This is a genomic window from Rhizobium sp. PK7-22 (assembly GCF_056530405.1).
In genome coordinates, this window is the sequence record NZ_CP096514.1 from 3,194,752 (window position 1) to 3,219,981 (window position 25,230).

Consider the following 25,230-nt stretch of genomic DNA (forward strand, 5'->3'; position numbering starts at 1 on the left):
GGCTTGGCCATCCGCCGTCACTCGGGAGGACACCATGAAATCTATCATCAAGCTGATGGCTGGCGCAGCCGTCATCGTTTCCATGCAGACCGCTGCCCTGGCGCAGGAACTCGTCGTCGGCGTTTCCTGGTCGAACTTCCAGGAAGAGCGCTGGAAAACGGACGAGGCCGCCATCAAGACCGCGCTCGAAGCCGCTGGCGCAAAATACATTTCCGCCGATGCCCAGTCGTCCGCCGCCAAGCAGCTGACCGACGTCGAATCATTGATTTCGCAGGGCGCCAACGCGCTGATCGTTCTCGCCCAGGATTCCGACGCCATCGGCCCGGCCATCGAAAAGGCAACGGCTGAAGGCATTCCCGTCGTCGGTTACGACCGCCTGATCGAGAACCCGGAAGCCTTCTACATCACCTTCGACAACAAGGAAGTCGGCCGCATGCAGGCTGCCGAAGTGTTGAAGGTCGCGCCGGAAGGCAACTACGTCTTCATCAAGGGCTCCTCGTCCGATCCGAACGCGGACTTCCTGTTTTCCGGTCAGATGGAAGTGCTGAAGGAAGCCATGGACGCCGGCAAGATCAAGAACGTCGGCGAAGCCTATACCGACGGCTGGAAGCCGGAAAATGCCCAGCGCAACATGGAGCAGTTCCTGACGGCCAACAACAACGACGTCGATGCCGTGGTTGCGTCCAATGACGGCACCGCCGGCGGCGCGATCGCTGCTCTCGACGCCCAGGGCCTCGCCGGTTCCGTGCCGGTTTCCGGCCAGGACGCCGACAAGGCCGCGCTGAACCGCGTTGCCCGTGGCACGCAGACGGTCTCCGTCTGGAAGGACAGCCGCGAGCTCGGCAAGAACGCTGCCGAAATCGCCCTCGCCCTTGCCGGTGGCAAGACCATGGACGAGATCCCCGACATGCAGACCTTCAGCGGCGGCCCCAAGGGCGCCGAGATGAAGTCCGTCTTCCTGGCCCCGCTGCCCATCACCAAGGATAACCTTGGCGTGGTCATCGATGCCGGCTGGATCAGCAAGGAAGAAGCCTGCCAGGGCGTACAGTCCGGCTCTGTCGAGGCTTGCAACTAAGCAAGAGACGATAGTCTGAGGGACCGACGCTGCTCTGCAACCGCGGCAGCGTCGGTCCATCGTGAAGAGGCAGGGCTGCATCCGCTGTGGCGGATTGCCGAAAGCCGGCGCGACGATCACCTCCACGGTGACCGATCTTCAAACGCGCCCCAAGAGGTGGGAACGGCGGGAATGGCCGATACAATGCAGACCACGACAACCAGCACTCCGCGCAAGGCGGATACCAATCCCGTGACGCGTTTCTTCCGCGCCACGGAAGTCGATACGCGCCTGCTCGGCATGATCGGCGCCCTTCTGATCATCTGGATCGGCTTCAACATCCTGACCGACGGGCTGTTCCTGACGCCCCGCAACCTCTGGAACCTGACCGTCCAGACCTCCTCCGTCGCCGTCATGGCGACAGGCATGGTGCTGGTCATCGTCACCCGCAACATCGACCTGTCCGTCGGATCCATCCTCGGCTTCACCGGCATGCTGATGGGGGTGATGCAGGCGCAGATCCTCCCTGAATGGCTGGGCTTCGGCCATCCGGCGATCTGGGCACTGGCGCTCGCCGGCGGCCTCGTGGTGGGCGCTGCGGTCGGCGCGCTGCACGGCGTCGTCATCGCCTTTCTCGGCGTGCCCTCCTTCATCGTGACGCTCGGCGGCCTCCTCATCTGGCGTGGTGCCACCTGGTTCGTCACGAGCGGCCAGACGGTCGCGCCGATGGATCCGACCTTCCGCCTGATGGGCGGCGGCACCACGGGCTCGATCGGCGCCACCTGGAGCTGGATCGTCGGCCTCGTCGCCTGCCTCGCCATCATCGCCGCCATCATCAACGCCCGTCGCCAGCGCATGCGCTTCTCCTTCCCGCGCAAGCCGATCTGGGCCGAATATGTCATCGGCGGCATCGGCTGCGCCGCGGTGCTCGGCTTCGTGCTCGTCGCCAACAGCTACTATTGGCCGGTCGCCATCGCCCGCCGCTACGCTGACACCAACAACATCGCCTGGCCGGAGGGCGGCCTGCAGATCGCCCACGGCATCGCCATCCCGGTACTGATCGCCATCGGCGCCGGCATCGTCATGACCTTCATCGCCACCAGGCTGCGCTTCGGCCGCTATGTCTTCGCCATTGGCGGCAACCCGGAGGCCGCCGAGCTTGCCGGCATCAAGACCCGCTGGGTGACGGTGCGCATCTTCGCGCTGATGGGCATGCTCTGCGCCGTCGCCGCGGCCATCTCCACCGCCCGCCTCAACGCCGCCACCAATGCGCAAGGGGAGCTCGACGAGCTCTACACCATCGCCGCCGCCGTGATCGGCGGGACGTCGTTGGCCGGCGGCGTCGGCACCATCGCCGGCGCCATGCTCGGCGCGCTCGTCATGCAGTCGCTGCAGTCGGGCATGGTGCTGCTCGGCATCGACACGCCGCTGCAGCGCATCGTCGTCGGGGCGGTTCTCGTGTTGGCCGTATGGCTCGACACCGTCTATCGCGCCAGAGCCAAGTAACAGGAGTTTTCATCGTGACGGACCAAAACACTCCGCTCGTGGAAATGAAGAATATTTCCATCTCCTTCGGTGGCATCCACGCGGTGGAAAACGCCAGCATCGACCTCTTCCCCGGCGAAGTCGTGGCGCTGCTGGGCCACAACGGCGCCGGCAAGTCGACGCTGATCAAGATCCTCTCGGGCGCCTACCGCCGCGACGCCGGCGACATCCTGATCAACGGCGCGCCGGCCGACATCCGCAACCCGCGCGACGCCAAGGGCCACGGCATCGAGACGATCTACCAGACGCTCGCCGTCGCCGACAATGTCGACGCCGCCGCCAACCTCTACCTCGGCCGCGAGCTGCAGACCCCCTGGGGGACGCTCGACGACGTCGCCATGGAGGCCAATGCCCGCAAGGTCATGGGCCGGCTGAACCCCAACTTCAAGCGCTTCAAGGAGCCGGTGAAGGCACTCTCGGGCGGCCAGCGGCAGTCGGTGGCGATCGCCCGCGCCATCCTCTTCGACGCCCGCATCCTGATCATGGACGAGCCGACGGCAGCACTCGGGCCCCAGGAGACGGCGCAGGTCGGCGACCTGATCAAGCAGCTGAAGCTCGATGGCATCGGCATCTTCCTGATCAGCCACGACATCCACGACGTCTTCGACCTCGCCGACCGCGTCTTCGTGATGAAGAACGGCCAGGTGGTCGGCCACGCCAGGACCAGCGACGTGACGAAGGACGAGGTGCTGGGCATGATCATCCTCGGCAAATGCCCGCCCGGCGCCATTCCCGGCCCCGGCGCCATGGTAGCGGCCTGACCGAGACCGCAACGAAGACAAGAAAGGGCCCCGCGGGGCCCTTTTAATGACGTCACGCCTGCGTCAGGCTCACCACTCGATAGGACTGCCGTCATAGGCGAAGAAGCCGCCGGTCTGGTCCGGCTGCAGCCCGTCGAGGACATCGAGCAGCATCTGCGCCGACTGCCCCGGCGAGATCCGCTCGTGACCTGCGCCATAGGCTTCCGACAGTGACGTCGCCACAGTGCCCGGATGCAGCGCCGCGATCACCGCCTGCGGGCGCGTGCGCGCCGCCTCGACGGCGACCGTCCGGACGATCTGGTTGAGCGCCGCCTTGGCGGCCCGGTAGGAGATCCAGCCGCCCAGCCGGTTGTCGCCGATCGATCCGACCCGGGCCGACAGCGTCGCGAAGATCGCCCGCTCGTTGCGGTTGAGAAGCGGCAGGAAATGCTTGAGGAGGAGCGCCGGCCCGATGGCATTGACCGCAAACTGCCGCGCCATGGCGGCAGGATCGAGCGCCCGGATCGTCTTTTCCGGCCCGATGCCGTCGATCGTCAGCGCGCCTGTCGCATCGAAGACGAGGTTGAAGGCGCCGCCCTCCCCCAGCGCCGCGGCTGCCGCCTGGACCGATGCCTCGTCGGTGAGATCGAACCCCGGCGTCGCCGACCGCGACAGCGTCTCGACAGACCCGCACTCCGGATCGCCGCGCAGCTGCGCCGCCAGCGCCCCGCCGATCCCGCCGCTCGCGCCGATCACCAGCGCCCGGTATCCCTGTCTCAAAGACTGCATGGCGATCCTCCCACCCATTGTTGCAGGGATCTACGTCGCAGCCGCCACCCCAGTTCAGCCACCCCCCACAACTTTCCGCCGACCGCACCGTGATTGCCATTGAAGCGGCCTTCATCCTGAGGTAAGTAGCTGCCATCGGAGCGGCGAAGTAGCCTTCGCCAACGGTTAGCACCCGTAGCTCAGCTGGATAGAGTGTTGGATTCCGATTCCAAAGGTCACAGGTTCGAATCCTGTCGGGTGCGCCATTTTCTTGGAAATTCATTGCGCTAGGTGCTGCCATCCATCAAGGCGGCCAGATTGCTTCGAGCAGCAGGCCCATCCTCAGGCAAAACCTCAGATTTGACTGCGCGCAGCGACGTGAGCGCCCCCTACCCCCTCAACCCCCGCTGCCGCAGCGCCACGACCAGGCGCACCGTCAGTCCCAGCGCAAGGCCGAGGATGACGTCGTCGGCGACGACGCCAAATCCGCCGGGAATGGCTTCGAGCGTGGAGACGGGCCAGGGTTTCAGGCGGTCGAGGGCCAGGAACAGGACCGCGATGCCGCCGGCACGATCCGGCGATCGTCCGACATCGTGAACGCCGCCTCCCAGGCATTGGCCGACCAGATACCGAGCACGGACGCGGCGACCGCAGCCATGGCGAGGAACGCCAGCTTGGGCATTCCAAGGCAGGCAAGCAGGAGCCAGACCGTGGCAACGCTCAGCCCCGCCCGAAATGGTTCGACGAGGCCCGTGCCGAACCAAGTGGCGGAAAGGACGACGGGGTCGGCCAGGAGGGCGGCGTCCGGAAGCGCCAGAAGGCTAGGGATGAGATTCACGACTGCGACCACATTGGGAGAACCTGCGCTCGCAATATGGGGGCGGCGCTTGTCGTGTCAAACAGCCTGGTCTGGATCATCCGTCTTTGGAGCCAAAATTGGCAGGATCACGACACCCGAGCAACCGCGTCGAACGCAGCATCGGATCCCAGGCCGACACGCGCGATGTCTCCCCCTCACTCCGCTACATAGATCACCGCCTGCTTGTCCGACGGCAGGCCGCTCTCTCCCGGCGCGAGATCGACGGCGACGACCGAATTGGTGTCGATCCTCTCGCTCTCCATGGCGGTGTGAAAGAGCGCGCTCGCCGACAAGGCCGTCCGCAGGTTGGTGACGCCATGCTGCTGCCGGGCGAGTATCGGTTCCATGTCCTTCACCAGTCCGGCATCAAGCGACACGAAGCGGAAGTTGTCGACGCTGAAGATCATCTTGATCTCTTCCGCCGTGGCGTCGGATCGTTCCACGGCGTTGCGTACCTTTGCCGCAACATCACCGCCCTCAGACTCGGTGATGTCGACGCTATAGCCGAAGAGATCCGCGGGATCTTCATCCAACGGCAGGGCTGACTGTGCCGTTGCGGAAAGCGCAGGTGCCAGTGTGGCGAGGAGAACCCATAGGCCCAGTTCCTTCAGCCCTTTGCCCATTGTATCGTGACCTCCGTGATTGTCGTGCCCATTGTTGATCTGGGTGGCGTTGATCTGGGTGGCGTTGCCTTGCTTTGCAGGGAATGCCGTGGCAACCGGCTTGACACCTCAGCAGCCCGCAATGTCCGGCTCAGGTCCGAGCCACCGGCGCGGCGCCAGCCACGAAAGACCGTGGAAGAGCTGCAAGGACGTATATCCGCATGCTTGCCGAACGATGGCGCATGGCGATGGTTCCAAACGCGCATGCATTTCAGCAGCAGTGGCGTGAGGCTCAACCGGAGGCCGGTGGGAGCGTTGACGGTGCTGACCGGGAGGCCTATCGTTGCCCCGTCTGAAACAGGTTAGGCCCGGGACGGTTGGCCCGGCCCCCACTCGATGGGTCCTTCCGTTGCATGCCAGCGGCCCAAGACTATCGAGGTGCTCGCATGCGCGGGCGCCGATAGGAAGGGTATGGACGATGAAACCGAGAATTTCTGTTGTCACGCTTGGCGTTGCCGATCTCGAGCGGTCGCTGGCCTTTTATCGCGACGGCCTTGGGCTGCCCACGCAGGGCATCGTCGGCCGCGAATTCGAGCATGGCGCCGTCGCCTTCTTCGATCTCGCGGGCGGCCTGAAGCTCGCGATCTGGGCCCAGAACGACATTTCCCACGATACCGGCCTGAGCAAGACCCCTGCCAGTCCGACCGCCTTCACCATCGGCCACAATGTCATGCACCGGGAAGACGTCGACGATGTCATGGAAGCCGCCCGTCGCGCCGGGGCTGATATCGTTAAACCCGGGCAGGAAACGTTCTATGGCGGCTATGCCGGATATTTTGCCGATCCGGACGGGCACCTCTGGGAGATCGTCTGGAACCCGCAGATGCTGCCGGCGGAAGACTGAGCCGAGTTGGCGGGATCGCCGGGATCCATCAGCGCGCCGATGATGCACGCCTTCAGCGAAAGCAGGACGGCCGGGATCAAGGTCGGGCATTCCTGCCCTCGCCTAACACCGGCCGTTCCTGAATAGGGTGGAAGGGCGCGGCCCGAAGGCCGCGCCTTGCATCGTTAGAAGTTCTGGTAGGCCTGGATGAGCGCTGCAGTCTGCTCAGGATTGCTCAGCGCCTGGATCTGCGCGTCACTCAGTGCCTCGAGTTGGTTGCTGCTGAAGTTCAGGATATCTTCAGCCTCGAGACCCGCCATGCCCCTCACGCTGATGGCAGCCATGTCTTCCGTCGTGAACGTGACGAGATCCGAGCTCGACATGGCCGCGATCGAAGCCGACGTCAGGGCTGCGACCTGGTTCGAGGTCAGGGCCTCGATCTGGTCGCTGTCCATGGCGTCGATCTGCGCCGATGTCAGCGCCGAGATCGCCGAGGTGCTCAGCGCCACCACCTGATCAGTGGAGAGCGATGCCACGTTGGTCGTGCTCAGCGCGGCGACCTGGTTGGCAGACAGTGCGGCCACCTGGGTCGTGCTCAGACCATCGATCTGGTCGGTGTTCAGGACGCCGATCTGGCTCGCATTGAGCCCGGCGATCTGGGCCGTGGAGAGAGCCCCGATCTGGGCGCTGCTCAGGGCCGCCACGGTGGTGGTGGAGAGACCGGAGATCGACTTTGCGTTGATGGCGCCGATGTCCGAGCTGTCGAAGGTCGAGAGATCGTCCGTCGACATGGCGCTCAGATCCTCTGCGCTCAGCGCGCCGATCTGCGTCGTGTTCAGCGCTCCGACCTGTTCCGAGGTCAGCGCACCGATCTGGGCAGAAGTCATGCCGACCAGTTGTGCAGTCGACAGCACCCCGACCTGGGTCGTGGTCAGAGCCGCGACGTTGGTCGTGGAGAGTGCGGCGACCTGCGTTGCCCGCAGAGATCCGACCTGAGTGGTCGTCAGGGCAGCAACCTGATCGGAGGTAAGCGCGCCGAACTGAGCCGACGTCATGCCTGCAATCTGGGTGGTCGTCAGGGCGGCAACCTGCTCTGTATCAAGCGCGGCGACATTGGTGGTCGAAAGACCCGCCAGTGCCTTGGCGCTGATGGCAGCGATATCCGAGCTACTGAAGGTTGCCAGATCGTCCGTTCCCATGGCCGAAAGTGCGGCTGCGCTCAGTGCGGCGATCTGGGTCGTGTTCAGATCGTCGATCTGGTCGCTGGTCAGGGCGCCGACCTGTGCGGATGACAGGATGGCGACCTGCGCCGTGGAGAGTGCGCCGAGCTGATCGCTGGTGAGCAGCGCGACGTTGGCGGTGGAGATGGCCGAGACCTGTGCCGGGCTGAGCGTCTGGACCTGCGCGGTGGTCAGGGCCGTGATCTGGTCCGTCGTCAGGGCGGCGACCTGGGCAGTCTTGAGGGCAGCGACCTGGCCGGTGGTCAGAGCGGCGACCTGCGTGGTGTCCAGGGCCGCGATGTTGGTCGTGGACAGACCACCCAGTGCCTTGACGTTGATTGCGACGATGTCTGCGCTGTCGAAGGTCGCCATATCCTCCGTCGACATGGCACCAAGAGCTGCCGATGTCAGCGATGCGATCTGGGCGGTGGTGAGCTTGTCGACCTGATCCGAGGTCAGCGCGCCGATCTGCGAAGACGTCATCGCGGCAAGCTGCGAGGTCGTCAGGGCACCGATCTGGGTGGTTGTCAGAGCCGCGACATTGTCGGTGGAGAGGCTCGACATGACCTTTGCGTTGAGGGCGGCGATATCGTCCGTCGAGAAGGCGATGATGTCCTCGGTGGTGAGGCCTGCCACGGCGGCACCACTGAGTGCGGCGACCTGAGCCGAACTGAGTGCTTCGAGCTGGCTGGAGTCCAGAGCACCGATCTGTGCGGATGTGAGCGCAGCGATGGCCTTGGTGCTGAGGGCCGCAACCTGGTCGGTGGTAAGGGCCGCGACATTGGTCGTGGACATGGCGCCGAGCTGGACCGCGCTGAGGGCGCTGACCTGTGTCGTCGTCAGGGCTTCGACCTGTTCGGTGGTCAAGGCACCGACCTGGGTGGTATTGAGGGCGACGACCTGACCGGTGGTCAGAGCGGCGACCTGCGAAGTGGTCAGGGCAGCGACATTCGTGGTGGAAAGGCCCGCCAGCGACTTGACGTTGATGGCAGCGATGTCGGCGGTGTCGAACGTTGCGAGGTCTTCCGTGGACATTGCACCCAGACCAGCCGAGCTCAAGGCTGCGATCTGGGTCGAGGACAGGGCTCCTACCTGGTCGCTGGTCAGAGCGCCGACCTGGGCAGAGGACATGGCGGCCAACTGCGAGGTGGTCAGGGCGCCGACCTGGCTGGTGGTGAGCAGGGCGACGTTGTCTGTCGTCAGACCGGACAGCGACCGAACATTGATGGCTGCGATGTCGGCGGTCGAGAAGGCGATGATGTCCTCACCCGCCAAGGCTGCCAGGGCTGCCGCACTCATCGAGGCGACCTGTGTCGTGGTGAGAGCTTCCGTCTGCGACGAGTTCAGGGCACCGATCTGAGAGGACGTCAGGGCGGCAATCGCCTTGGCGCTGAGCGTGGAAACCTGATCCGTGGTAAGGGCCGCAATGTTGGTGGTCGTCACGGCGGCAACCTGTGTCGCGGTCAGAGCACCGATCTGCGAAGAGGTGAGCGCCTGGGTCTGGTCGCTCGTCAGGGCGGCGATCTGACCGGTGGTCAGAGCGGCGATCTGAGCCGTCGTCAGGGCCGCGACCCGGTCCGTGGCCAGCAGTGCGAAGGCATCAGTGGACAGTCCCGACAGCGACCGGGCGGAAATCGCCTGGATCTCTGTGGTCGAGAATGTGCCGATGTCGTCGGTGGTCAGGGCGGAAATGGCAGCCGAGCTGAGGTTGCCGATCTGGCCCGTGGTCAGCACATCGATCTGCTCCGACGTGAGGGCAGCGACCTGCGTCGTCGTCAGAGCGCGGATGACCTTCTCGTTGAGGGCCGTGACCTGGTCGGTTTCCAGTGCAGCGATGTTGGTCGTCGTCAGTGCGGCAACCTGGGTTGCGGAGAGAACCGCGATCTTGTCGGTTGCCAGCGCGCCGAGCTGGTCGGTGGTCAGGGCACCAATCTGCGAAGATGTCAGCGCAGCGACCTGGCCGGAGGTCAGAGCTGCAACCTGGGTGGTCGACAGCGCTGCGAAGTTGTCCGACGTCAGGCCGGCAAGCGACTTGACGCTGATGGCAGCGATATCAGACGTGTCGAAGGTTCCAAGATCGTCGGTGGAAAGAGCCGAGATGGCCGCGGAGCTAAGGGCGGCGATCTGCGTCGTCGTGAGCGCGCCGAACTGGTCCGATGTCATGGCATCGGCCTGTGCCGACGAAAGTGCAGCCAGTGCCTTGACGGAGAGCGCCGGCACCTGAGTGGTGGTCAGTGCAGCAATGTTGTCGCTGCTGAAGGCGCCGAGCTGGGCAGCGCTGAGGGCCGATACCTGCGCTGTCCCGAGGACTGCGACCTGCTCGGACGTCAGGGCGCTGATCTGCGCCGTGCTGAGGGCTGCAACCTGCGAAGAGGTCAGAGCCTGAACCATGTCGGTTTCGAGGGTTGCGATGACGGAAGCGGCGAGACCGGCGATCGCCTTGGAGCTGATGGCGGCAAATTCGCTGGTGGTGAACTGAGCGATGTCGTCAGCCTGCATGACCGCGATGTCGTCGGCGGCAAGCGATCCGATCTGAGCCGAAGTGAGCGCCTCGATCTGGTCGGACGTCAGGGCATTGAGCTGGGCGGTGGTCAGGGCAGCAATCGCCTTGGTGCCGAGCGTTGCGATGTTGTCCGTGGAAATGGCAGCGATGTTGGTGGTGGTCAGCGCAGCGATCTGCGTGCCGGAGAGGACGCCGATCTGGCTGGAGGTCAGCGCACCCATCTGATCCGTGGTCAGGGCGGCGATCTGGGCTGTGTTCAGGGCGGCCACCTGAGCGGTGGTAAGAGCGGCGACCACATCAGTCGCCAGGGCAGCGAAATTGGCGGTCGTGAGGCCGGCCAGGGCCTTGGCGCTGATGGCGGTGATTTCGCTGCTGGAGAAGGCTGCCAATTCGTCGCTGGAGAGGGCGGAAATGGCGGATGAGGACAGGGATGCGATCTGCGTCGTGTTCAGAGCATCAAGCTGTTCGGAATCGAGCGCGCCGAACTGCGTCGCGCTGAGGGCGGAAAGCTGGGCGGTGCCGAGGCTGCTGACCTGCGTGGTATCGAGCGCCTCCAGCTGGGCCAGGGTCAGGCCCTTGACGCCGGTGGTGGTGATCGCAGCGAGTTGGTCGGTGGTGAGCTGCGCGATATCGTCCGAAGCCAGGGCCGAGATCTGCGAGGAGGACAGCGCCTTGATCTGGTCTGTTCTCAGAGCGGAGATATCGTCGCTGGTCAGCGAAGCGATCGTGGTCGTGGAGAGTGAGCGGATCTGGTTCACGCTCAAGGAGGAGATGATCGAGGTCATGGATGGGGCCGCCTATCTATTAAGCTGGAAAGCAAATTTCATCTCACCTGCCAGAGATCGTGCGTGGGCACTTCCAAGCTCCACGCTGCGGCCTCAGGCGCATCCTGCGCCATGCTGGCAACCTACCCGTGGTTGATGCCAGCATGGCATCGACCAAGGGTGTCCTTTCGGACGAATTCAAATGTTGGGATCATGGCTGACAGGAGCCGCAGCGTGGGAAGGCATCATGCGTTCAGGCCGCCTGCGCGTCCCGACTCCCCCGCCTGTAGATGTGAGCATCTTGCTTCCGCAGGGCTGTCACACCGATCTGCCCGCGCGCCATCAAGGGATGGGTGGCTGGCAGAAGTCTTAGACGCATGGTTACGCCGCACTTCCTAAATTTGGGTTAACGCGGAGTGCTTGTGTTGCATTCTGACAAATAGAGACGGCCTCTTTATTGCGCCACGGCAGTGCAGATCAGAACAGGCGGGCCAGACTCTTTGAAACACTGCGGCAGCTAAACTATTTTTCGCTGCATAGACGGACTTCTGAAGGGAAACCGCGAGAGGACGGAGAAAAATCTGAAATTTTAGAGGCTAAGCAAATAACGAGGCGTCCCGTCGAGACGGCCATGCAGGTACAGGCAGGATATTCATTTGAATATCTCGACATCGCTGGGAGATGGAAGTAAATCTTCAGATTTTTGGGCTTTATCGCCCAAAATTCTCTGCGTGGGCATCAGGACCCGATTGCGGGTTTGGCGGATTTCGCTGCTTTTTGGCAATGTCGTCTCTTACTCAGGCAAGTCCAACGCAAGCTAGCGGCACTATAGACAATCAACTGCCCGCGTCACGACGCCGTCGGCAAACCGCCACCTGCTTTTGGGATATCCATGCTGATCAACAACGCCTTTGCCTCAGAGCCCGCCTCCCCGCTGATCGGCCTTCTGGATCGTGCACGCACAGGCACCCTTCCACTGGTTGAACTTTTCAGGATTACGGAAAGCTTCAACGTCTCGGGGCAACGAGCCCAGGCAGCGGAGTTCTTCAAGACCTGGATCGCCTACAACGACACGAGCCCCCTCCTCCACCTGGCCTACTTCAACTACGGCGTGACGCTGGGGCAGATGGGCGATACCGCAGGCGCCGTGCAGGCCTTGCGGGCCTGCGTCAAAGCCAACCCGCGCTTTGGCGCCGGCTACATCAACCTGGGCCGCGCCCTGGAAGACAGCGGCTTGCCCGGGCAGGCCATCCAGCAGTGGCGCGATTACGTAGGAGTCACATCCGACATCACGCCGGAAAGGATCGGCCATCGCCTGATGAGCCTCCAGCATACCGGCCGTGTTCTGGAAGGCGCCGGGCGGCTCGAAGAGGCTGAGGCAGCACTCTGGCAGGCGATCGAGCTCCAGCCGGACCGGACGGAGGCTGGCCAGCACTGGACCGCGGCGCGTCAACGGCAGTGCAAGTGGCCGGTTCTCGCACCCTCGGAACACGTGACCTACCGCCAGTTGCTCGACTCGATGTCGCCTCTGACGCTCGCCTTTCATGCCGACGATCCGATGTTCCAGCTGGCCAAGGCCTATCGCTTCAGCAAGACGCAGGCCGGACGACCGGATCTGAGCGCCTTCCCGCGCAAGCAGCCGAAGAAGAAGGTCGGGACTGGCGAGCGGCTGCGGGTCGGCTATGTCTCGTCCGATTTCCGCGAACATGCCGTCGGCTTTGCCCTCAGCGAAGCGTTCGAGCTGCACGACAAGTCGAGTGTCGAGGTCTACGCCTATTACTCCGGTGCGATCCGTCCCAACGACGAGACGCAGGGGCGTATCCGCGCCGCTGTCGACTGCTGGCGCGACATCACGGCGCTGAGCGATGTCGATGCTGCCAAGCTCGTTTCCGCCGACGAGATCGACATTCTGATCGACCTCAACGGCTACACCAAGAACGCCCGCACGAAGATCTTCGTCTACCGCCCGGCCCCGGTGATCGTGAACTTCTGCGGCTTCCCCGGTTCCATGGCGAGTGCCGCGCACCAGTACATCATCGCCGATGGGCACATCATCCCGCCGGAACAGGAGATATACTTCACCGAGAAGGTGCTGCGGCTCTCCTGCTATCTCGCCATCGACCGCACCAGGCAGCTGACCGCCCCGCCGAGCCGCGCCGAAAGCGGCCTCCCGGAAGACGCTTTCGTCTATGCCTGCTTCAACGGCATGCAGAAGATCAACGCCAACTGCTTCGGCCGCTGGATGCAGATCCTTCAGGCCACCCCGGGCAGCGTCCTCTGGCTTCGCAGCGGCGACGCCGTCGCCCAGGACCGCCTGTGCAAGCTGGCGGCGCAGAGTGGCGTCGATGCAGACCGGCTGATCTTTGCGACCCCGGTTGCCGACCATTCCGGGCACATCGCCCGGATGGCGCTGGCGGATCTCTTTCTCGACACCTCGCCCTACGGCGCCCATGCGACGGCCACGGATGCCCTCTCGGCCGGCCTGCCGGTGCTCACCATCTCCGGCGCCGGCTTCGCGCCGCGGGTCTGCACCAGCATCGTCGCTGCAGCCGGCATTCCGGAGCTCATCTGCACCACACCGGATGAATACGTACAGCGGGCAATTGCCTTCGAACGGGACCGCGAGAGCCTTGCCGCCGTCCGCACCTCGCTGGAGAGTCAGCGCACCACAAGTGTCCTGCAGGACACGCCTGCCTTTGTCCGGCGGCTGGAGGAACTCTTCTGGCAGATGCAGGGCGAGCGCGAGCGCGGCGAGACGCCCCTGCCCGACATGACCAACCTCGACGTCTACTACGAGGTGGGCGCCGAACTTCTGCAGCAGCATGTCGAGTTCGAGGACGAAGAGACCTACCGGAAGCGCTACATCGACGCGCTGGCCAAGCTGCACGACTACTCGCCGCTTCCCTACGACCGGCGTCTATGGCGGGATCCGGCGGCCTGACGCCGGCTCGCGGGGCCGGCACGTCACAAGCAACTCGAAGCTTCAGGCTCTCTTGCGGAGCTGTTCCTGCTCGCCGAGGTAATTGGCGATCGCCACCTGTGGCATCGGCCTGGAGAAGAGATATCCCTGGTAGCCGGTGCATCCGCTGGTGGCGAGGAACTGCAGCTGCGCATGCGTTTCGACGCCCTCGACGATGCATTCGAGCCCGAGGCTCTGGCACATCGACGAAATGGCGCGCACGATGTCCCGAGCAGTCGCCTCGTTCTCCAGATCGATTATAAAGGAGCGATCGACCTTGATCCGGTCGATCGGCAATCGGCGCATGTAGCTGAGGCTGGAATAGCCGGTGCCGAAGTCGTCGAGCGCCACCGTCGCTCCCTTCGACCGCAGCAGGCTGAGCGCATCCACCGCGCGGGAAAAATCCTGCATGATCGCCGATTCCGTGATCTCGAACATCAGGCGCTGCGGCGGAAATCCTGCCGAAGCGATCTCCGCCAGGATGGCGTCCATCGTGGTCTCGCTGCAGACGTCAAAGGCGGACAGGTTGAAGGACAGCCGCAGATGTTCGGGCCACGACCGCGCCGCGCGAAGGGCGCTGCGGAACAGCGGTACGGTGATCTTGCCGATGAGGCCCGCCTGTTCGGCCACGCGGATGAACACATCCGGTCGCACATCCCCCAGCACCGGATCGCGCCAGCGGGCCAGCGCCTCGAAACCCAAGGGTATGCCGGTGCGGTCGACGATCGGCTGGTACTCCAGATGGAAGGCCTGCTCGACCACGACGCTGCGAAGCCGCTGCGCCACCGCCGCCGCTTTCTTGACGCCGGCTTCATGGAGGTCTGAGAAGACGGTGACGCTCCCCCTGTCGTGCTGCTTGGAGTAGCAGAGCGCAAAATCCGCCTTCTTGAAGAGCTCGAGTCCCGTTTCAGCAGCACTCGGGAAGCAGGCAATGCCGCAGGTTGCCGAGATCGTCACGCTGCCCTCCGCGAACGTGAAGGGATGCGCAAGCACCGCCATGGCCCGGCGGCAGATCTCCTGGAGCTCTTCCACGCTGGCTGGCGGCAGGATCAGTGCGAACTCATCCCCTCCCAGGCGGGCCACGAGTGTCTCCGGCGGCAGGCTGGCAGGCAGCCGCCTGGCGACCTCCTGCAGAAGCTGATCACCGACGAAGTGCCCGAAGACATCATTCACCGGCTTGAACCCGTCGAGGTCCAGAATGCCCACGGCAAACTCCCCGCGTTTTCCCTGGCGGTGGTAGTCGGCGATCCGCTGATCTAGGGCATTGAGAAAACAGCGCCGGTTGGCCAGCCCGGTGAGGCTGTCCTGGTTCGCAAGAAGGCTGATGGCTTCATTCAGCGACTCCAGTTGCGTCCGCTGGCTGTCGAGCTCGATCTGCTTGTAGATGCGGTCGCGAAAATCGGCATGCGAGCGCTGCATGACGAGGATCATCCCGCCAATGGCAAGCAACATGTTGATGGCGACAGCCAGGAATACATTGTTGTGCTGGAGGGAGAGGAAGATCGCAGTCGGCAGGATCACGAGGATGAAGAGCGCCGGAGCCACCTGATTCAAGGGGCGCAGGCATGTCATGACCGTGATGATGGTGATGGCCGTGAAGAAGACGTTCTGGCCCTGGGTGAATATATCGCCGTAGCCGAAGAGCAGCAGCGACCAGGTGGAGACCGTGAACCCCAGCCCGCAGGCAAGCACCACCACAGTGCGCAGTGCCCGCCCCATCACCTCATCGGAAGGCACATGGTGGCGCCCATAGGCCATGCGGATCGCTCGCACCAGGCAGATCGCGACGAAGATGGCGGGGAGCCAGATCGAGAGAATGGCGGGTGCCTTGCCCACATAGGTCAATGCAAGCATCGCCATATTGACGATGATGATGGCGTACATCAACGGGACCTGGCGCGAAAGCTCCCGGTATTGCGCCCGCCGGAATTCCGGGAGATCGGATTGATCGCCAAAGACTTTTGCTATCCAGCGCGCGATTTGCATGATCACCTCCTGGCGCGTCGCTGCCGCAGGGCGGCAACAGTGTGCCAGCACAAAAGGGGGAGAATTGGTCGCCGAGCGACCCATGTCGAGCGTGGCAGATGTGCTTCTGCAGGCCATCATGGCGCAAAAGCCCGACCAACAGAGTATTTCAGCAAAACGTTAATAAAGAAGTAGAGCGCTGGCCTGGGAAGAACGGCGGGCGCTTACGCGGCAAGCATCTCGTGCATCGACCGCACAACCGTGTCGATATCATAGGGTTTGCTGAAGAAGCGGCTTTCCGCCGGGATGTCGTCCTGAGTCACCCGGCGATAGCCGGACGTCACGATGATCTTGAGAGGCGGCCAACGGTCGTGGATGTAGGCGGCGAGCATGATCCCGTCCATGCTTCCGGGCATATCCACATCGGTGAATACGAGCCTGATCTCCTCGTGCTCCATCAGGATTGCAATTGCCTCGGCCGAGTTGGCGGCCTCGAATACGAGGAACCCCACGTCCTGCAGACTGTCTACAATGTCGAGCCGCAGCAGGGGCTCGTCTTCGACAACGAGAACGGGGACAATTTTACTCATGGATCATAATCTTATTCTCGCAGTCTGGACGGCAGCCGCTCCTGCTTCACAACAGGCGAGATGCGGTTACGTTCCATGGTTTTCGGTGCAATGAGCCCGATCGCGGCCGTATGAAATCCGATGCAGGGCGCCCAGGGAACAACGCTCGACCGGCCCGTGTTATGACATTCAACGAAGGAGCCGTGCCATGAGCGAAGACAATAAAGACCAGAAGGCCCAGGAGGCCGTCGAGAACCGCGACCAGGCGCAGGTCCCTTCCGGGACATCGAGCAGCAAAGCGGCCGGGCCGCACGCCAAGGACAGACTGACCGATGCGGAAAAGACTCCCGGCACGGGCTCGCTCGCCGACGAGGGTGGCGACGATGCCGATGTGGGCCCTGACTGACTGCGACGCTGTGGCGCTTGCCAGCCTCGCCCGGGACTTCTAGAGCGACAGGAGAATGGCGCCGAGGAAAACTGAATGACAGCGGACACCATTACCTTGTACGAAGCGATCGGTGGCGACCCGACCGTGCGGGCGCTGACGAGACGCTTCTATGCACTGATGGATACGCTTCCCGAAGCCGCCCGCTGTCGTGCCGTGCATCCGCCCACACTTGAGGGCAGCGAGGCCAAGCTTTACGATTATCTGACAGGCTACCTCGGCGGCCCGCCTGTCTATGTCGAGAAATATGGTCATCCGCGACTGAGAAGCCGGCACTTCGCGGCCCCGATCGGCCCGGCGGAAACGGCCGAATGGCTGCTCTGCTTCCGCCGCGCCCTTGACGAGACGGTCGACAACCCGAAGCTGCGCGAGATTATCTGGCCGCCCATCGAGCGGCTCGCATTTCATATGCAGAACAGGGAATAGGCCGATGGAAAGACTCGACAATCTGCGGCCGTTGATTCTGTTTGTGAGCGGCCTCCTGGGAGCTGCAGGGGTGGCGCTGGCGGCGGCAGCCAGCCACGGTGGCGACATGCGACTTCTGGGCTCGGCCTCCACCATGTGTCTTGCCCATGCACCGGCGCTTCTGGCGCTGCATGCCGGACATCGCCTTGTTCGGACGGCGACGCTGGCGGCCCTGGTGATCGCCCTTGGCACAGTCCTCTTCGGGGGCGATCTGCTCGCCCGCCATTTCCTGGCGACGGGGCTGTTTCCCATGGCAGCGCCGATCGGCGGCACGACGATGATCCTTGGCTGGCTGGTTGTGGCGGCCGGCGCCTTCTTCAAAGACCGTCCGGCCGGCGCTGGCCGCTAACGGCGAAACGCGACCACCTCACCCTTTCCATCGCGGGTGTCATGGTTCGAGGCTGTCCGGCGCTCCCCCGGGAATGGCACGATGGTCGCCGGATCGGCCTCTGGTCGCGCCGCCAGCAGCGCGTAGAGTTCCGGCACTAATCCGTCTCCATTCTGATCGGCGAGCTTGTGCAGCCCGATCAGCAGGCTGGCGTCAGGACGTTCTTCTGTCATCGCATTGCTCCTTCATGGTCTGCAGCGCCCGGTCCAGGCTGGACTTCGAGCCATTGCGCAGGGGGACGAAGGTCTTTCCGAACTTCTTGCAGCCGGTCTTCACCCTCAGACACGCATCATGGCTGATACAGTCGATGGGGCAGAAGACGCAGTCGACCGACGGCAGCACGGTGTCGATGCGTGACACGGCCTCGCGCAAGCCGCCATCGTGGTGGATGAGTTCGGCACCATGGTTGCTGGCGATCTGGCGAAGATGGGCGACCTGGCAGTCGCGCCCGCCGACATAGAGGAAGCTGCGAATGGGCTCCGGACGCTGAAGCTTGGGGACCGTTTCCACGGCGTCAGCCGCTGGCTGCTTGGTCTGCCGGCCGCCCTTCTTGCCCTTCTTCGCCATGCTTGTCTCCTGCTTGGCGGGCAGTCGATCTCGACCGCCCTCTCAGTTTCGACGCGACTTTATGAAACATGAGTGGAATAGTAAAGATTAAATCCGCTAGCAGCAATCCGACCGCGGCGCCGCTTCGGTCGCGCTCGATCGCGGTGATCCGGATGCCTGTGAACTTGTCGTGGCCGCCCAGGCTCGGCACGTCGGGAACCCAAAAGTTTTACCGTTTGATAAATTTTTGGCTTGTGCTAGCCTGCCTCCAATAGTTGTCCATAAAGCCATAAAAGAGGGAACTCAGATGGAACGACTGGGAAGCGGGATTCAGGCCGGACGCCTGTCTCCCGAGCGCTACGCATCGAATTTTGCCGACCTTCATCCGCGCCTCGACAAGCACGAGGCGCTGGTGGCCGCCGACCGCTGCTACTTCTGCTACGACGCGCCCTGCATGACGGCCTGTCCCACCGCCATCGATATCCCGCTGTTCATCCGGCAGATATCGACGGGCAATCCGATGGGTTCGGCCAAGACCATCTTCGACCAGAACATTCTCGGCGGCATGTGCGCCCGCGTCTGTCCCACAGAAACGCTCTGCGAGCAGGCCTGCGTGCGCAATACCGCCGAAGACCGCCCGGTCGAGATCGGCAACCTGCAGCGCTACGCAACCGACATCGCCATGGAGGCAGGGCGGCAGTTCTACACGCGGTCTGCCGCAAGTGGTCACCGCATCGCGGTCATCGGCGCCGGACCCGCGGGGCTTGCCTGCGCCCACCGCCTCTCCCTGCACGGCCACGACGTCGTCATCTTCGACGCTCGCGAAAAGCCAGGCGGCCTCAACGAATACGGCATCGCCACCTACAAGGCGACCAACGACTTCGCGCAGCGCGAGGTCGCCTATGTCACCGCAATCGGCGGCATCGAGATCCGCACCGGCCAGATGCTGGGCCGCAACTTCACGCTGCCGGAGCTGACGGAAGAGTTCGATGCCGTCTTCCTCGGCATCGGGTTGTCGGGGGTGAACGCCCTCGGCATCGAGGGCGAAGAGCTGGCGGGCGTCGACGACGCAGTGGAATTCATCGCCGCCCTGCGCCAGGCCACCGACAAGGCCGCGGTTCCGGTCGGTCGCCGGGTCGTGGTGCTCGGCGGCGGCATGACCGCCATCGATGCCGCCATTCAGGCAAAGCTGCTCGGCGCCGAGGAGGTGAACATCTGCTACCGCCGCGGCAAGGAGCACATGAACGCGTCCGGCTACGAGCAGGATCTGGCCGCCGCCAACGGCGTCATCATCCGCCACTGGCTGGCGCCCAGGCGCATCGTCGGCAAGGACGGCACGGTGGCCGGTATCGAGCTGGAATATACGGCGATGGTCGACGGCAAGCTCGCCGGCACCGGCGAAACCGGCGTCATCGCCGCCGATCAGATTATGAAGGCGATCGGCCAGACCTTTGCCGCCAGCGGTCTCGGCACCCTGCGCATGGAGGCCGGCAGGATCGTCACCGATGCGACAGGCCGCACCTCCATGGCCGGCGTCTGGGCCGGCGGCGACTGCGTCGGGACCGGCGAGGATCTGACCGTCACGGCCGTGGCACAGGGTCGCGACGCTGCCGAAAGCATCAACACGCTGCTGGCTGCCGGCGTTCGCCCCGCCGCCGCAGTCGCCTGAGGGAGAACGGACATGGCTGATATCCGCAACGACTTCGTCGGCATCAAGTCGCCCAACCCCTTCTGGCTGGCTTCCGCACCGCCGACCGACAAAGCCTATAACGTCGAGCGCGCCTTCCGGGCCGGCTGGGGCGGCGTCGTCTGGAAAACGCTCGGCGAGGAAGGCCCACCGGTCGTCAACGTCAACGGCCCGCGCTACGGCGCCATCTGGGGCGCCGACCGCAGGCTGCTCGGCTTGAACAACATCGAGCTGATCACCGACCGCGATCTCTACGTGAACCTGCGCGAAATGAAGGAGGTCAAGAAGAACTGGCCCGACCGCGCCATCGTCGCCTCCATCATGGTGCCCTGCGAGGAGGAGGCCTGGAAGGCGATCCTGCCGCTGGTCGAGGAAACCGAGGTGGACGGCATCGAGCTCAACTTCGGCTGTCCGCACGGCATGTCGGAGCGCGGCATGGGATCGGCCGTCGGCCAGGTGCCGGAATACATCGAGATGGTGGTGCGCTGGTGCAAGCAGTACACCCGTATGCCGGTGATCACCAAGCTGACCCCCAACATCACCGACGTCCGCTATCCGGCGCGTGCCGCCAAGCGCGGCGGCACCGATGCGGTCTCGCTCATCAACACCATCTCGTCGATCGTCTCCGTCGATCTCGACACGTTCTCGCCCAACCCGTCGATCGCCGGCAAGGGCAGCCATGGCGGCTATTGCGGCCCGGCGGTCAAGCCGATCGCGCTGAACATGGTGGCGGAAATCGCCCGCGATCCGGAAACCTACGGCCTGCCGATCTCCGGCATCGGCGGCGTCACCACCTGGCGCGATGCTGCCGAATTCCTGGCGCTCGGCGCCGGCAACGTGCAGGTCTGCACGGCGGCGATGACCTATGGCTTCAAGATCGTCGAGGAGATGATCACCGGCCTGTCGGACTGGATGGATGCCAAGGGACACAGGAGTCTCGACGACATCTGCGGCCGCGCCGTCGGCAATGTCACCGACTGGCAGTACCTGAACCTCAACTACGTCGCCAAGGCCCGTATCGACCAGGACCTCTGCATCAAGTGCGGCCGCTGCCACATCGCGTGCGAGGATACGTCCCATCAGGCGATCACCAGCGTCGTCAACGGGATACGGCATTTCGAGGTGATGGAGGACGAATGCGTCGGCTGCAACCTCTGCGTCAACGTCTGTCCCGTGGAAGACTGCATCACGCTGGAAGCGCTGCCCGCCGGCGCTCTCGACGAGCGGACCGGCAAGGTGGTCGATCCCGCCTACGCCAACTGGACCACGCATCCCAACAATCCGATGGCCGCTCCCGTGGCTGCCGAGTGACGACAGAGAAAGGGGCGACCCATGGCCGCCCTTACTCTTTCAGAATGTAGGGGTCTTACAGCAACGTACCTGCACGTGCTGCAGTGCAAGAGATCCGTTCGGATCTTAACCTGGAATTAGCGCAAGTCTGCAAAGTGTTGTGTGGGATTTCTTCTGGCGATGATCATCTGCGCCGCCACGCACTCGCGTATACAACCAGGATTCAGACCATGAATTTTAAGAATATGGGCATCTCCAAGAAGATTGGTCTTCTTGTCGTCGTAATGGGAGTTTCATCCCTGATCATCGCCGCCATCTCCGGCGGCGGCCTCTATGGACTCCAGAAGGCAATGACATCGGTCGGCGCCAGAGAAGAGGTTGCTCGCGAAGCGATGGACCTGCGCGTCGACATCATCGCCATCAGCCGCATGACCTACCAGCTGGCAGCATCCCCCGAGAAGGCGACGGATTTCCGCGCCCAGACCGAGAAGCGCGCAGGAGAAATGCTGGACCGCCTCCCCAAGATCGAGGCCACGGCTGACGCCACCGAGAAGGAGCAGCTGAAGACGATCCGTGCAGCGCTCGACAGCTACTTCAACAACATCCGCGCCATGGTGACGGTGGCCGAACAGAACCCCGGCGATGCTGCGGCGATCTCGGCCGCGCTCGACACGGCGCTTGCCGGCCAGAAGGTCGTCACCGACACCGTCAAGGTCTACAGCACCTACTCCGGCGAGGCACTCGCGACCGCCCGTGCCGAAGCTCTTTCCTCCTCCACCAATGCGATGATCATCGCCGCCGCATCGGCGCTCGCCTTCATCCTGATCGGCGCGGCCATCAGCACGCTCGTTGCCCGCCGTGGCATCGTCCTGCCGATCCGCTCGCTGACGCAGGGCATGAGCCGTCTGGCCCAGGGGGACCTGGAAAACGTCTCTATCGATGCCTCCCGCAAGGATGAAATCGGCGAGATGGCCCGTGCGGTCGAAGTCTTCCGCAACAACGCTCTCACCATGCGCGAACTCAAGGCTCAGGAAGCAGTTCTCCACGAGCGCAGCAGCGACCTCCAGTCCAGCATCGCCGTCGTCGTCGCATCCGCTGTTGCCGGCGATTTCTCCGGTCGCATCAACAAGGACTATAGCAACGAGGACCTGAACCGCTTCGCTCGCAGCGTCAACGAACTCGTCGGCAGCGTCGATACGGCAGTGGCCGAAGTTCGCCGCGTGATCGCAGCGCTTGCCGATGCCGACCTGACGCAGACGATGAACGGCCAGTTCCAGGGTGCCTTCGCCGAACTGCAGGCCAACGTCAACGCGACGATGGTAACGCTGCGCGCCACCATGAACAATGTTCGCGGCGCCGCCAGCACGATCAACGACAACTCCGCCGAACTGAGCTCGGCGGCCAACGATCTCTCCAAGCGCACCGAGCAGCAGGCTGCGGCACTCGAAGAAACGGCAGCGGCGCTCGACGAAATTACCGCAACGGTCCGCGCCTCCTCCGCGCGTGCCGTCGAAGCCCGCGACATGGTCCATGAAACCCGCCAGAGCGCTGCAAAATCCGGCGAGATCGTCCGCAGTGCGGTCGATGCGATGGGCCGCATCGAAGACTCCTCCAACAAGATCAGCCAGATCATCTCGGTCATCGACGAGATCGCCTTCCAGACCAACCTGCTGGCCCTAAACGCCGGCGTCGAGGCCGCTCGTGCCGGTGAAGCCGGTCGAGGCTTTGCCGTTGTCGCCCAGGAAGTCCGCGAGCTTGCACAGCGCTCGGCCAATGCCGCCAAGGAGATCAAGACACTGATCACGGCATCGGCGTCGGAAGTCGACGGAGGCGTCTCGCTGGTCCGCTCCACCGGCGACGCGCTTCTGGAAATCGAAAGCCTCGTCAACCGCGTCAATGGTCACGTGGAGTCGATTGCCACGGCTGCCCGCGAACAGTCGACGGCGCTGGCCGAGATCAACTCGTCCGTCAACCAGATGGACCAGATGACGCAGAAAAACGCCGCCATGGTCGAGGAAACCACGGCTGCGAGCAGCACGCTTGCCCAGGAAAGCTTCCAGCTCCAGACCATGCTGCAGAACTTCAAGCTCGACAGCCACGGACAGACATCCAGCCGCGGCATTCGCGCCGCAGCCTGATCAACCTCCTGTCTTCGGAACAGAAAGGCCCGGAAGCATCTGCTCCCGGGCCTTTTTCTTTGGTCGCAGGCACTCTGGTTTTCAGGAAAGCCAGTCTGCCACGGATGCCGGCGACCGGAACAAATACCGGTTCATCTCATTGCCGGCAGGGAGCAAGCAGGAGAACCAATCCGTGATCAGCGACCTCTGGTACAAGAACGCCGTCGTCTACTGTCTTTCCGTCGAAACCTTCATGGACGCCAACGGCGACGGTGTCGGCGATTTCGAGGGCCTGTCCCGGCGCCTCGACTACATCGCCGGCCTCGGCGTGACTGCGATCTGGCTGATGCCCTTCCAGCCCTCTCCCGGCAAGGACGACGGCTACGACGTCTCCGACTACTACAACGTCGACCCCCGCTTCGGTACGCTCGGCGACTTCGTTGATTTCACCCATGGCTGCAAGCAGCGCGGCATCCGGGTGCTGATCGACCTGGTCGTCAACCACACGTCGGACCAGCACCCCTGGTTCCAGTCAGCCCGCAGCGATCCGAAATCGCCCTATCGCGACTGGTACATCTGGTCGAAGACCAAGCCCGCCGGTGCCGACAAGGGCGTCGTCTTTCCGGGTGTGCAGGAAAGCACCTGGACCCGCGACGAGAAGGCGGGCGAATATTACTTCCACCGCTTCTACAAGTTCCAGCCGGACCTCAATACCGCCAACCCCATGGTGCAGGAGGAAATCCTGAAGATCATGGGCTTCTGGATCCAGCTCGGCGTCAGCGGCTTCCGGATGGATGCTGTTCCCTTCGTCATTGCCGAGAAGGGCGCGGAGTTCAAGAAGCCGAAATCGCAGTTTCCCATGCTGCGGACGTTCCGCGAGTTCCTCCAGTGGCGCCAGGGCGACAGCATCATCCTCGGCGAGGCCAACATCCTGCCGGAGGACAACATCCAGTACTTCGGCGACGACGGCGACCGCATCCAGATGATGTTCAACTTCCCGGTCAACCAGAGCCTCTTCTACGCGCTCGCGTCAGGCGACACGGGGCTGCTGGTCAAGGCGCTCGATGAGACGAGGGAAAAGCCGCAGACGGCGCAGTTCGGCCAGTTCCTGCGCAATCACGACGAACTCGACCTGGGCCGGCTGAGCAAGGAGCAACGCCAGACGGTGTTCGATGCCTTCGGTCCTGACAAGAACATGCAGCTCTACGATCGCGGCATCCGCCGTCGCCTCGCTCCCATGCTGGGCGGCGACCAGCGCCGCCTTGAGCTCGCCTACAGCCTGATGTTCTCGATGCCCGGCACGCCGGTCATCCGCTACGGTGACGAGATCGGCATGGGCGACGACCTCGAACTCCCCGAGCGCAATTGCGCCAGAACTCCGATGCAGTGGTCCGACGAACAGCAGGGCGGCTTCACCAGGAGCGACAACCCCGTACTGCCGGTAATCTCCAAGGGCCCCTTCTCCTACGATCACCTCAACGTCGCCGAGCAGAGGCGCCTGCCGAACTCTCTCCTTAACTGGATGGAGCGGCTGATCCGCATGCGCAGGGAAGTTCCGGAGATCGGCTGGGGCGACTACCGGGTCATCGACACGGGCAAGCCCGGCGTGCTGGTCATGCGCTACGACTGGCGCAACAATTCGGTGCTGATCGTCCACAACCTCTACCCGGAGCCGGTCGAGATCTTTGTCGATCCCGGCTGCGGCGAGCACAGCAATACGCTGATCGACATCGTCGACAGCGAAAGCAGCAAGGCCGACGACAAAGGGCGGCACCGGCTGTTGCTGGAGGCGCACGCCTACCGCTGGTTCCGGGTCGGCGGGCTCGACTACCTCCTGCGGCGCACGGAGATCTAGCATCCG

Annotated in this window: 21 protein-coding genes and 1 tRNA gene; 13 read left to right on the top strand and 9 right to left on the bottom strand. The window is 63.7% G+C overall.

Features of this window, described 5'->3' with window-relative positions:
- Window positions 1–34 precede the first annotated feature (34 nt).
- The 3 genes from xylF to M1E10_RS20450 all read left to right on the top strand — a co-directional run bounded on the left by xylF (window position 35) and on the right by M1E10_RS20450 (window position 3,360).
- The gene (gene xylF / locus M1E10_RS20440) at window positions 35–1,075 is read left to right on the top strand and encodes a D-xylose ABC transporter substrate-binding protein (RefSeq protein ID WP_499174629.1); all 1,041 of its coding nucleotides are present in this window, start codon (window positions 35–37) and stop codon (window positions 1,073–1,075) included.
- 171 nt (window positions 1,076–1,246) lie between these two features.
- Complete coding sequence (locus tag M1E10_RS20445; protein ID WP_499174630.1) at window positions 1,247–2,560, top strand: sugar ABC transporter permease; 1,314 nt, start codon at window positions 1,247–1,249, stop codon at window positions 2,558–2,560.
- A 14-nt stretch (window positions 2,561–2,574) separates the two neighbouring features.
- Window positions 2,575–3,360 (top strand): sugar ABC transporter ATP-binding protein, encoded by a 786-nt coding sequence (locus M1E10_RS20450; protein WP_499174631.1) that lies wholly within the window; start codon window positions 2,575–2,577, stop codon window positions 3,358–3,360.
- Window positions 3,361–3,429: 69 nt separating this feature from the next.
- Here the strand turns inward: M1E10_RS20450 and M1E10_RS20455 are convergent, their stop codons facing one another.
- The gene (locus M1E10_RS20455) at window positions 3,430–4,128 is read right to left on the bottom strand and encodes a Rossmann-fold NAD(P)-binding domain-containing protein (RefSeq protein WP_499174632.1); all 699 of its coding nucleotides are present in this window, start codon (window positions 4,126–4,128) and stop codon (window positions 3,430–3,432) included.
- Window positions 4,129–4,296: 168 nt separating this feature from the next.
- Between M1E10_RS20455 and M1E10_RS20460 the strand changes: the two genes are divergently transcribed.
- Window positions 4,297–4,373 (top strand) — tRNA-Arg (locus M1E10_RS20460).
- 123 nt (window positions 4,374–4,496) lie between these two features.
- Here the strand turns inward: M1E10_RS20460 and M1E10_RS20465 are convergent.
- The 3 genes from M1E10_RS20465 to M1E10_RS20475 form a co-directional block, all read right to left on the bottom strand.
- Window positions 4,497–4,733, bottom strand: coding sequence for a phosphatidylglycerophosphatase A family protein (locus M1E10_RS20465; protein WP_499177244.1), 237 nt, complete (start codon window positions 4,731–4,733; stop codon window positions 4,497–4,499).
- The gene (locus M1E10_RS20470; protein WP_499177300.1) at window positions 4,634–4,945 is read right to left on the bottom strand and encodes a hypothetical protein; all 312 of its coding nucleotides are present in this window, start codon (window positions 4,943–4,945) and stop codon (window positions 4,634–4,636) included. The genes M1E10_RS20465 and M1E10_RS20470 overlap by 100 nt, the downstream gene beginning before the upstream one ends.
- Window positions 4,946–5,121: 176 nt before the next feature.
- Window positions 5,122–5,589, bottom strand: coding sequence for a hypothetical protein (locus M1E10_RS20475; protein ID WP_499174633.1), 468 nt, complete (start codon window positions 5,587–5,589; stop codon window positions 5,122–5,124).
- Window positions 5,590–6,046: 457 nt separating this feature from the next.
- Between M1E10_RS20475 and M1E10_RS20480 the strand changes: the two genes are divergently transcribed.
- Complete coding sequence (locus M1E10_RS20480; protein ID WP_499174634.1) at window positions 6,047–6,472, top strand: VOC family protein; 426 nt, start codon at window positions 6,047–6,049, stop codon at window positions 6,470–6,472.
- Between the two features lie 164 nt (window positions 6,473–6,636).
- Here M1E10_RS20480 and M1E10_RS20485 read toward each other — a convergent pair whose 3' ends face one another.
- Window positions 6,637–10,959 carry a beta strand repeat-containing protein gene (locus M1E10_RS20485; protein ID WP_499174635.1) on the bottom strand — a complete coding sequence of 1,441 codons (4,323 nt, stop codon included), beginning with the start codon at window positions 10,957–10,959 and terminating at the stop codon, window positions 6,637–6,639.
- An 871-nt stretch (window positions 10,960–11,830) separates the two neighbouring features.
- Here M1E10_RS20485 and M1E10_RS20490 point away from each other — a divergent pair.
- Window positions 11,831–13,879 (top strand): O-linked N-acetylglucosamine transferase, SPINDLY family protein, encoded by a 2,049-nt coding sequence (locus tag M1E10_RS20490; RefSeq protein WP_499174636.1) that lies wholly within the window; start codon window positions 11,831–11,833, stop codon window positions 13,877–13,879.
- A 42-nt stretch (window positions 13,880–13,921) separates the two neighbouring features.
- Here the strand turns inward: M1E10_RS20490 and M1E10_RS20495 are convergent, their stop codons facing one another.
- A complete protein-coding gene (locus tag M1E10_RS20495; RefSeq protein WP_499174637.1) occupies window positions 13,922–15,883 on the bottom strand; it encodes a putative bifunctional diguanylate cyclase/phosphodiesterase in 1,962 nt (653 codons plus the stop codon).
- 203 nt (window positions 15,884–16,086) lie between these two features.
- On the bottom strand, window positions 16,087–16,452 hold the full coding sequence (locus tag M1E10_RS20500) for a response regulator (protein WP_499174638.1): 366 nt from the start codon (window positions 16,450–16,452) through the stop codon (window positions 16,087–16,089).
- Window positions 16,453–16,639: 187 nt separating this feature from the next.
- Between M1E10_RS20500 and M1E10_RS20505 the strand changes: the two genes are divergently transcribed.
- The 3 genes from M1E10_RS20505 (at window position 16,640) to M1E10_RS20515 (ending at window position 17,690) form a co-directional block, all read left to right on the top strand.
- Window positions 16,640–16,837 carry a hypothetical protein gene (locus M1E10_RS20505; RefSeq protein WP_499174639.1) on the top strand — a complete coding sequence of 66 codons (198 nt, stop codon included), beginning with the start codon at window positions 16,640–16,642 and terminating at the stop codon, window positions 16,835–16,837.
- 75 nt (window positions 16,838–16,912) lie between these two features.
- Window positions 16,913–17,302 (top strand): group II truncated hemoglobin, encoded by a 390-nt coding sequence (locus M1E10_RS20510; protein WP_499174640.1) that lies wholly within the window; start codon window positions 16,913–16,915, stop codon window positions 17,300–17,302.
- Window positions 17,303–17,306: 4 nt separating this feature from the next.
- Window positions 17,307–17,690, top strand: a complete 384-nt coding sequence (locus M1E10_RS20515) for a DUF423 domain-containing protein (protein ID WP_499174641.1) — start codon at window positions 17,307–17,309, stop codon at window positions 17,688–17,690.
- Here M1E10_RS20515 and M1E10_RS20520 read toward each other — a convergent pair.
- Both M1E10_RS20520 and M1E10_RS20525 read right to left on the bottom strand, forming a co-directional pair.
- A complete protein-coding gene (locus tag M1E10_RS20520) occupies window positions 17,687–17,902 on the bottom strand; it encodes a hypothetical protein (protein ID WP_499174642.1) in 216 nt (71 codons plus the stop codon). The two genes, M1E10_RS20515 and M1E10_RS20520, sit on opposite strands and share 4 nt — an antisense overlap.
- Window positions 17,883–18,296, bottom strand: a complete 414-nt coding sequence (locus M1E10_RS20525) for a DUF2325 domain-containing protein (RefSeq protein ID WP_499174643.1) — start codon at window positions 18,294–18,296, stop codon at window positions 17,883–17,885. Before M1E10_RS20525 ends, M1E10_RS20520 begins: the two co-directional genes overlap by 20 nt.
- A gap of 286 nt (window positions 18,297–18,582) precedes the next feature.
- Here M1E10_RS20525 and M1E10_RS20530 point away from each other — a divergent pair, with 286 nt between their 5' ends.
- From M1E10_RS20530 to M1E10_RS20545, 4 genes are all read left to right on the top strand, one after another.
- Entirely contained in the window at window positions 18,583–19,944 is a 1,362-nt protein-coding gene (locus M1E10_RS20530; protein WP_499174644.1) for an NAD(P)-dependent oxidoreductase, read from the top strand.
- A gap of 12 nt (window positions 19,945–19,956) precedes the next feature.
- A complete protein-coding gene (preA, locus tag M1E10_RS20535; protein ID WP_499174645.1) occupies window positions 19,957–21,273 on the top strand; it encodes an NAD-dependent dihydropyrimidine dehydrogenase subunit PreA in 1,317 nt (438 codons plus the stop codon).
- Between the two features lie 209 nt (window positions 21,274–21,482).
- Window positions 21,483–23,390, top strand: coding sequence for a methyl-accepting chemotaxis protein (locus M1E10_RS20540; protein ID WP_499174646.1), 1,908 nt, complete (start codon window positions 21,483–21,485; stop codon window positions 23,388–23,390).
- Window positions 23,391–23,562: 172 nt separating this feature from the next.
- Window positions 23,563–25,224, top strand: a complete 1,662-nt coding sequence (locus tag M1E10_RS20545) for an alpha-amylase family protein (RefSeq protein WP_499174647.1) — start codon at window positions 23,563–23,565, stop codon at window positions 25,222–25,224.
- Window positions 25,225–25,230: the final 6 nt, after the last annotated feature.

Bases quoted from the DNA above. Each gene is read 5' to 3' on its own strand.
- xylF (WP_499174629.1), top strand. From the start codon at position 35: ATGAAATCTATCATCAAGCTGATGGCTGGCGCAGCCGTCATCGTTTCC.
- M1E10_RS20445 (WP_499174630.1), top strand. From the start codon at position 1,247: ATGGCCGATACAATGCAGACCACGACAACCAGCACTCCGCGCAAGGCG.
- M1E10_RS20455 (WP_499174632.1), bottom strand. From the start codon at position 4,128: ATGCAGTCTTTGAGACAGGGATACCGGGCGCTGGTGATCGGCGCGAGC.
- M1E10_RS20475 (WP_499174633.1), bottom strand. From the start codon at position 5,589: ATGGGCAAAGGGCTGAAGGAACTGGGCCTATGGGTTCTCCTCGCCACA.
- M1E10_RS20480 (WP_499174634.1), top strand. From the start codon at position 6,047: ATGAAACCGAGAATTTCTGTTGTCACGCTTGGCGTTGCCGATCTCGAG.
- M1E10_RS20485 (WP_499174635.1), bottom strand. From the start codon at position 10,959: ATGACCTCGATCATCTCCTCCTTGAGCGTGAACCAGATCCGCTCACTC.
- M1E10_RS20490 (WP_499174636.1), top strand. From the start codon at position 11,831: ATGCTGATCAACAACGCCTTTGCCTCAGAGCCCGCCTCCCCGCTGATC.
- M1E10_RS20495 (WP_499174637.1), bottom strand. From the start codon at position 15,883: ATGCAAATCGCGCGCTGGATAGCAAAAGTCTTTGGCGATCAATCCGAT.
- M1E10_RS20500 (WP_499174638.1), bottom strand. From the start codon at position 16,452: ATGAGTAAAATTGTCCCCGTTCTCGTTGTCGAAGACGAGCCCCTGCTG.
- M1E10_RS20505 (WP_499174639.1), top strand. From the start codon at position 16,640: ATGAGCGAAGACAATAAAGACCAGAAGGCCCAGGAGGCCGTCGAGAAC.
- M1E10_RS20510 (WP_499174640.1), top strand. From the start codon at position 16,913: ATGACAGCGGACACCATTACCTTGTACGAAGCGATCGGTGGCGACCCG.
- M1E10_RS20515 (WP_499174641.1), top strand. From the start codon at position 17,307: ATGGAAAGACTCGACAATCTGCGGCCGTTGATTCTGTTTGTGAGCGGC.
- M1E10_RS20520 (WP_499174642.1), bottom strand. From the start codon at position 17,902: ATGACAGAAGAACGTCCTGACGCCAGCCTGCTGATCGGGCTGCACAAG.
- M1E10_RS20525 (WP_499174643.1), bottom strand. From the start codon at position 18,296: ATGGCGAAGAAGGGCAAGAAGGGCGGCCGGCAGACCAAGCAGCCAGCG.
- M1E10_RS20530 (WP_499174644.1), top strand. From the start codon at position 18,583: ATGGAACGACTGGGAAGCGGGATTCAGGCCGGACGCCTGTCTCCCGAG.
- preA (WP_499174645.1), top strand. From the start codon at position 19,957: ATGGCTGATATCCGCAACGACTTCGTCGGCATCAAGTCGCCCAACCCC.
- M1E10_RS20540 (WP_499174646.1), top strand. From the start codon at position 21,483: ATGAATTTTAAGAATATGGGCATCTCCAAGAAGATTGGTCTTCTTGTC.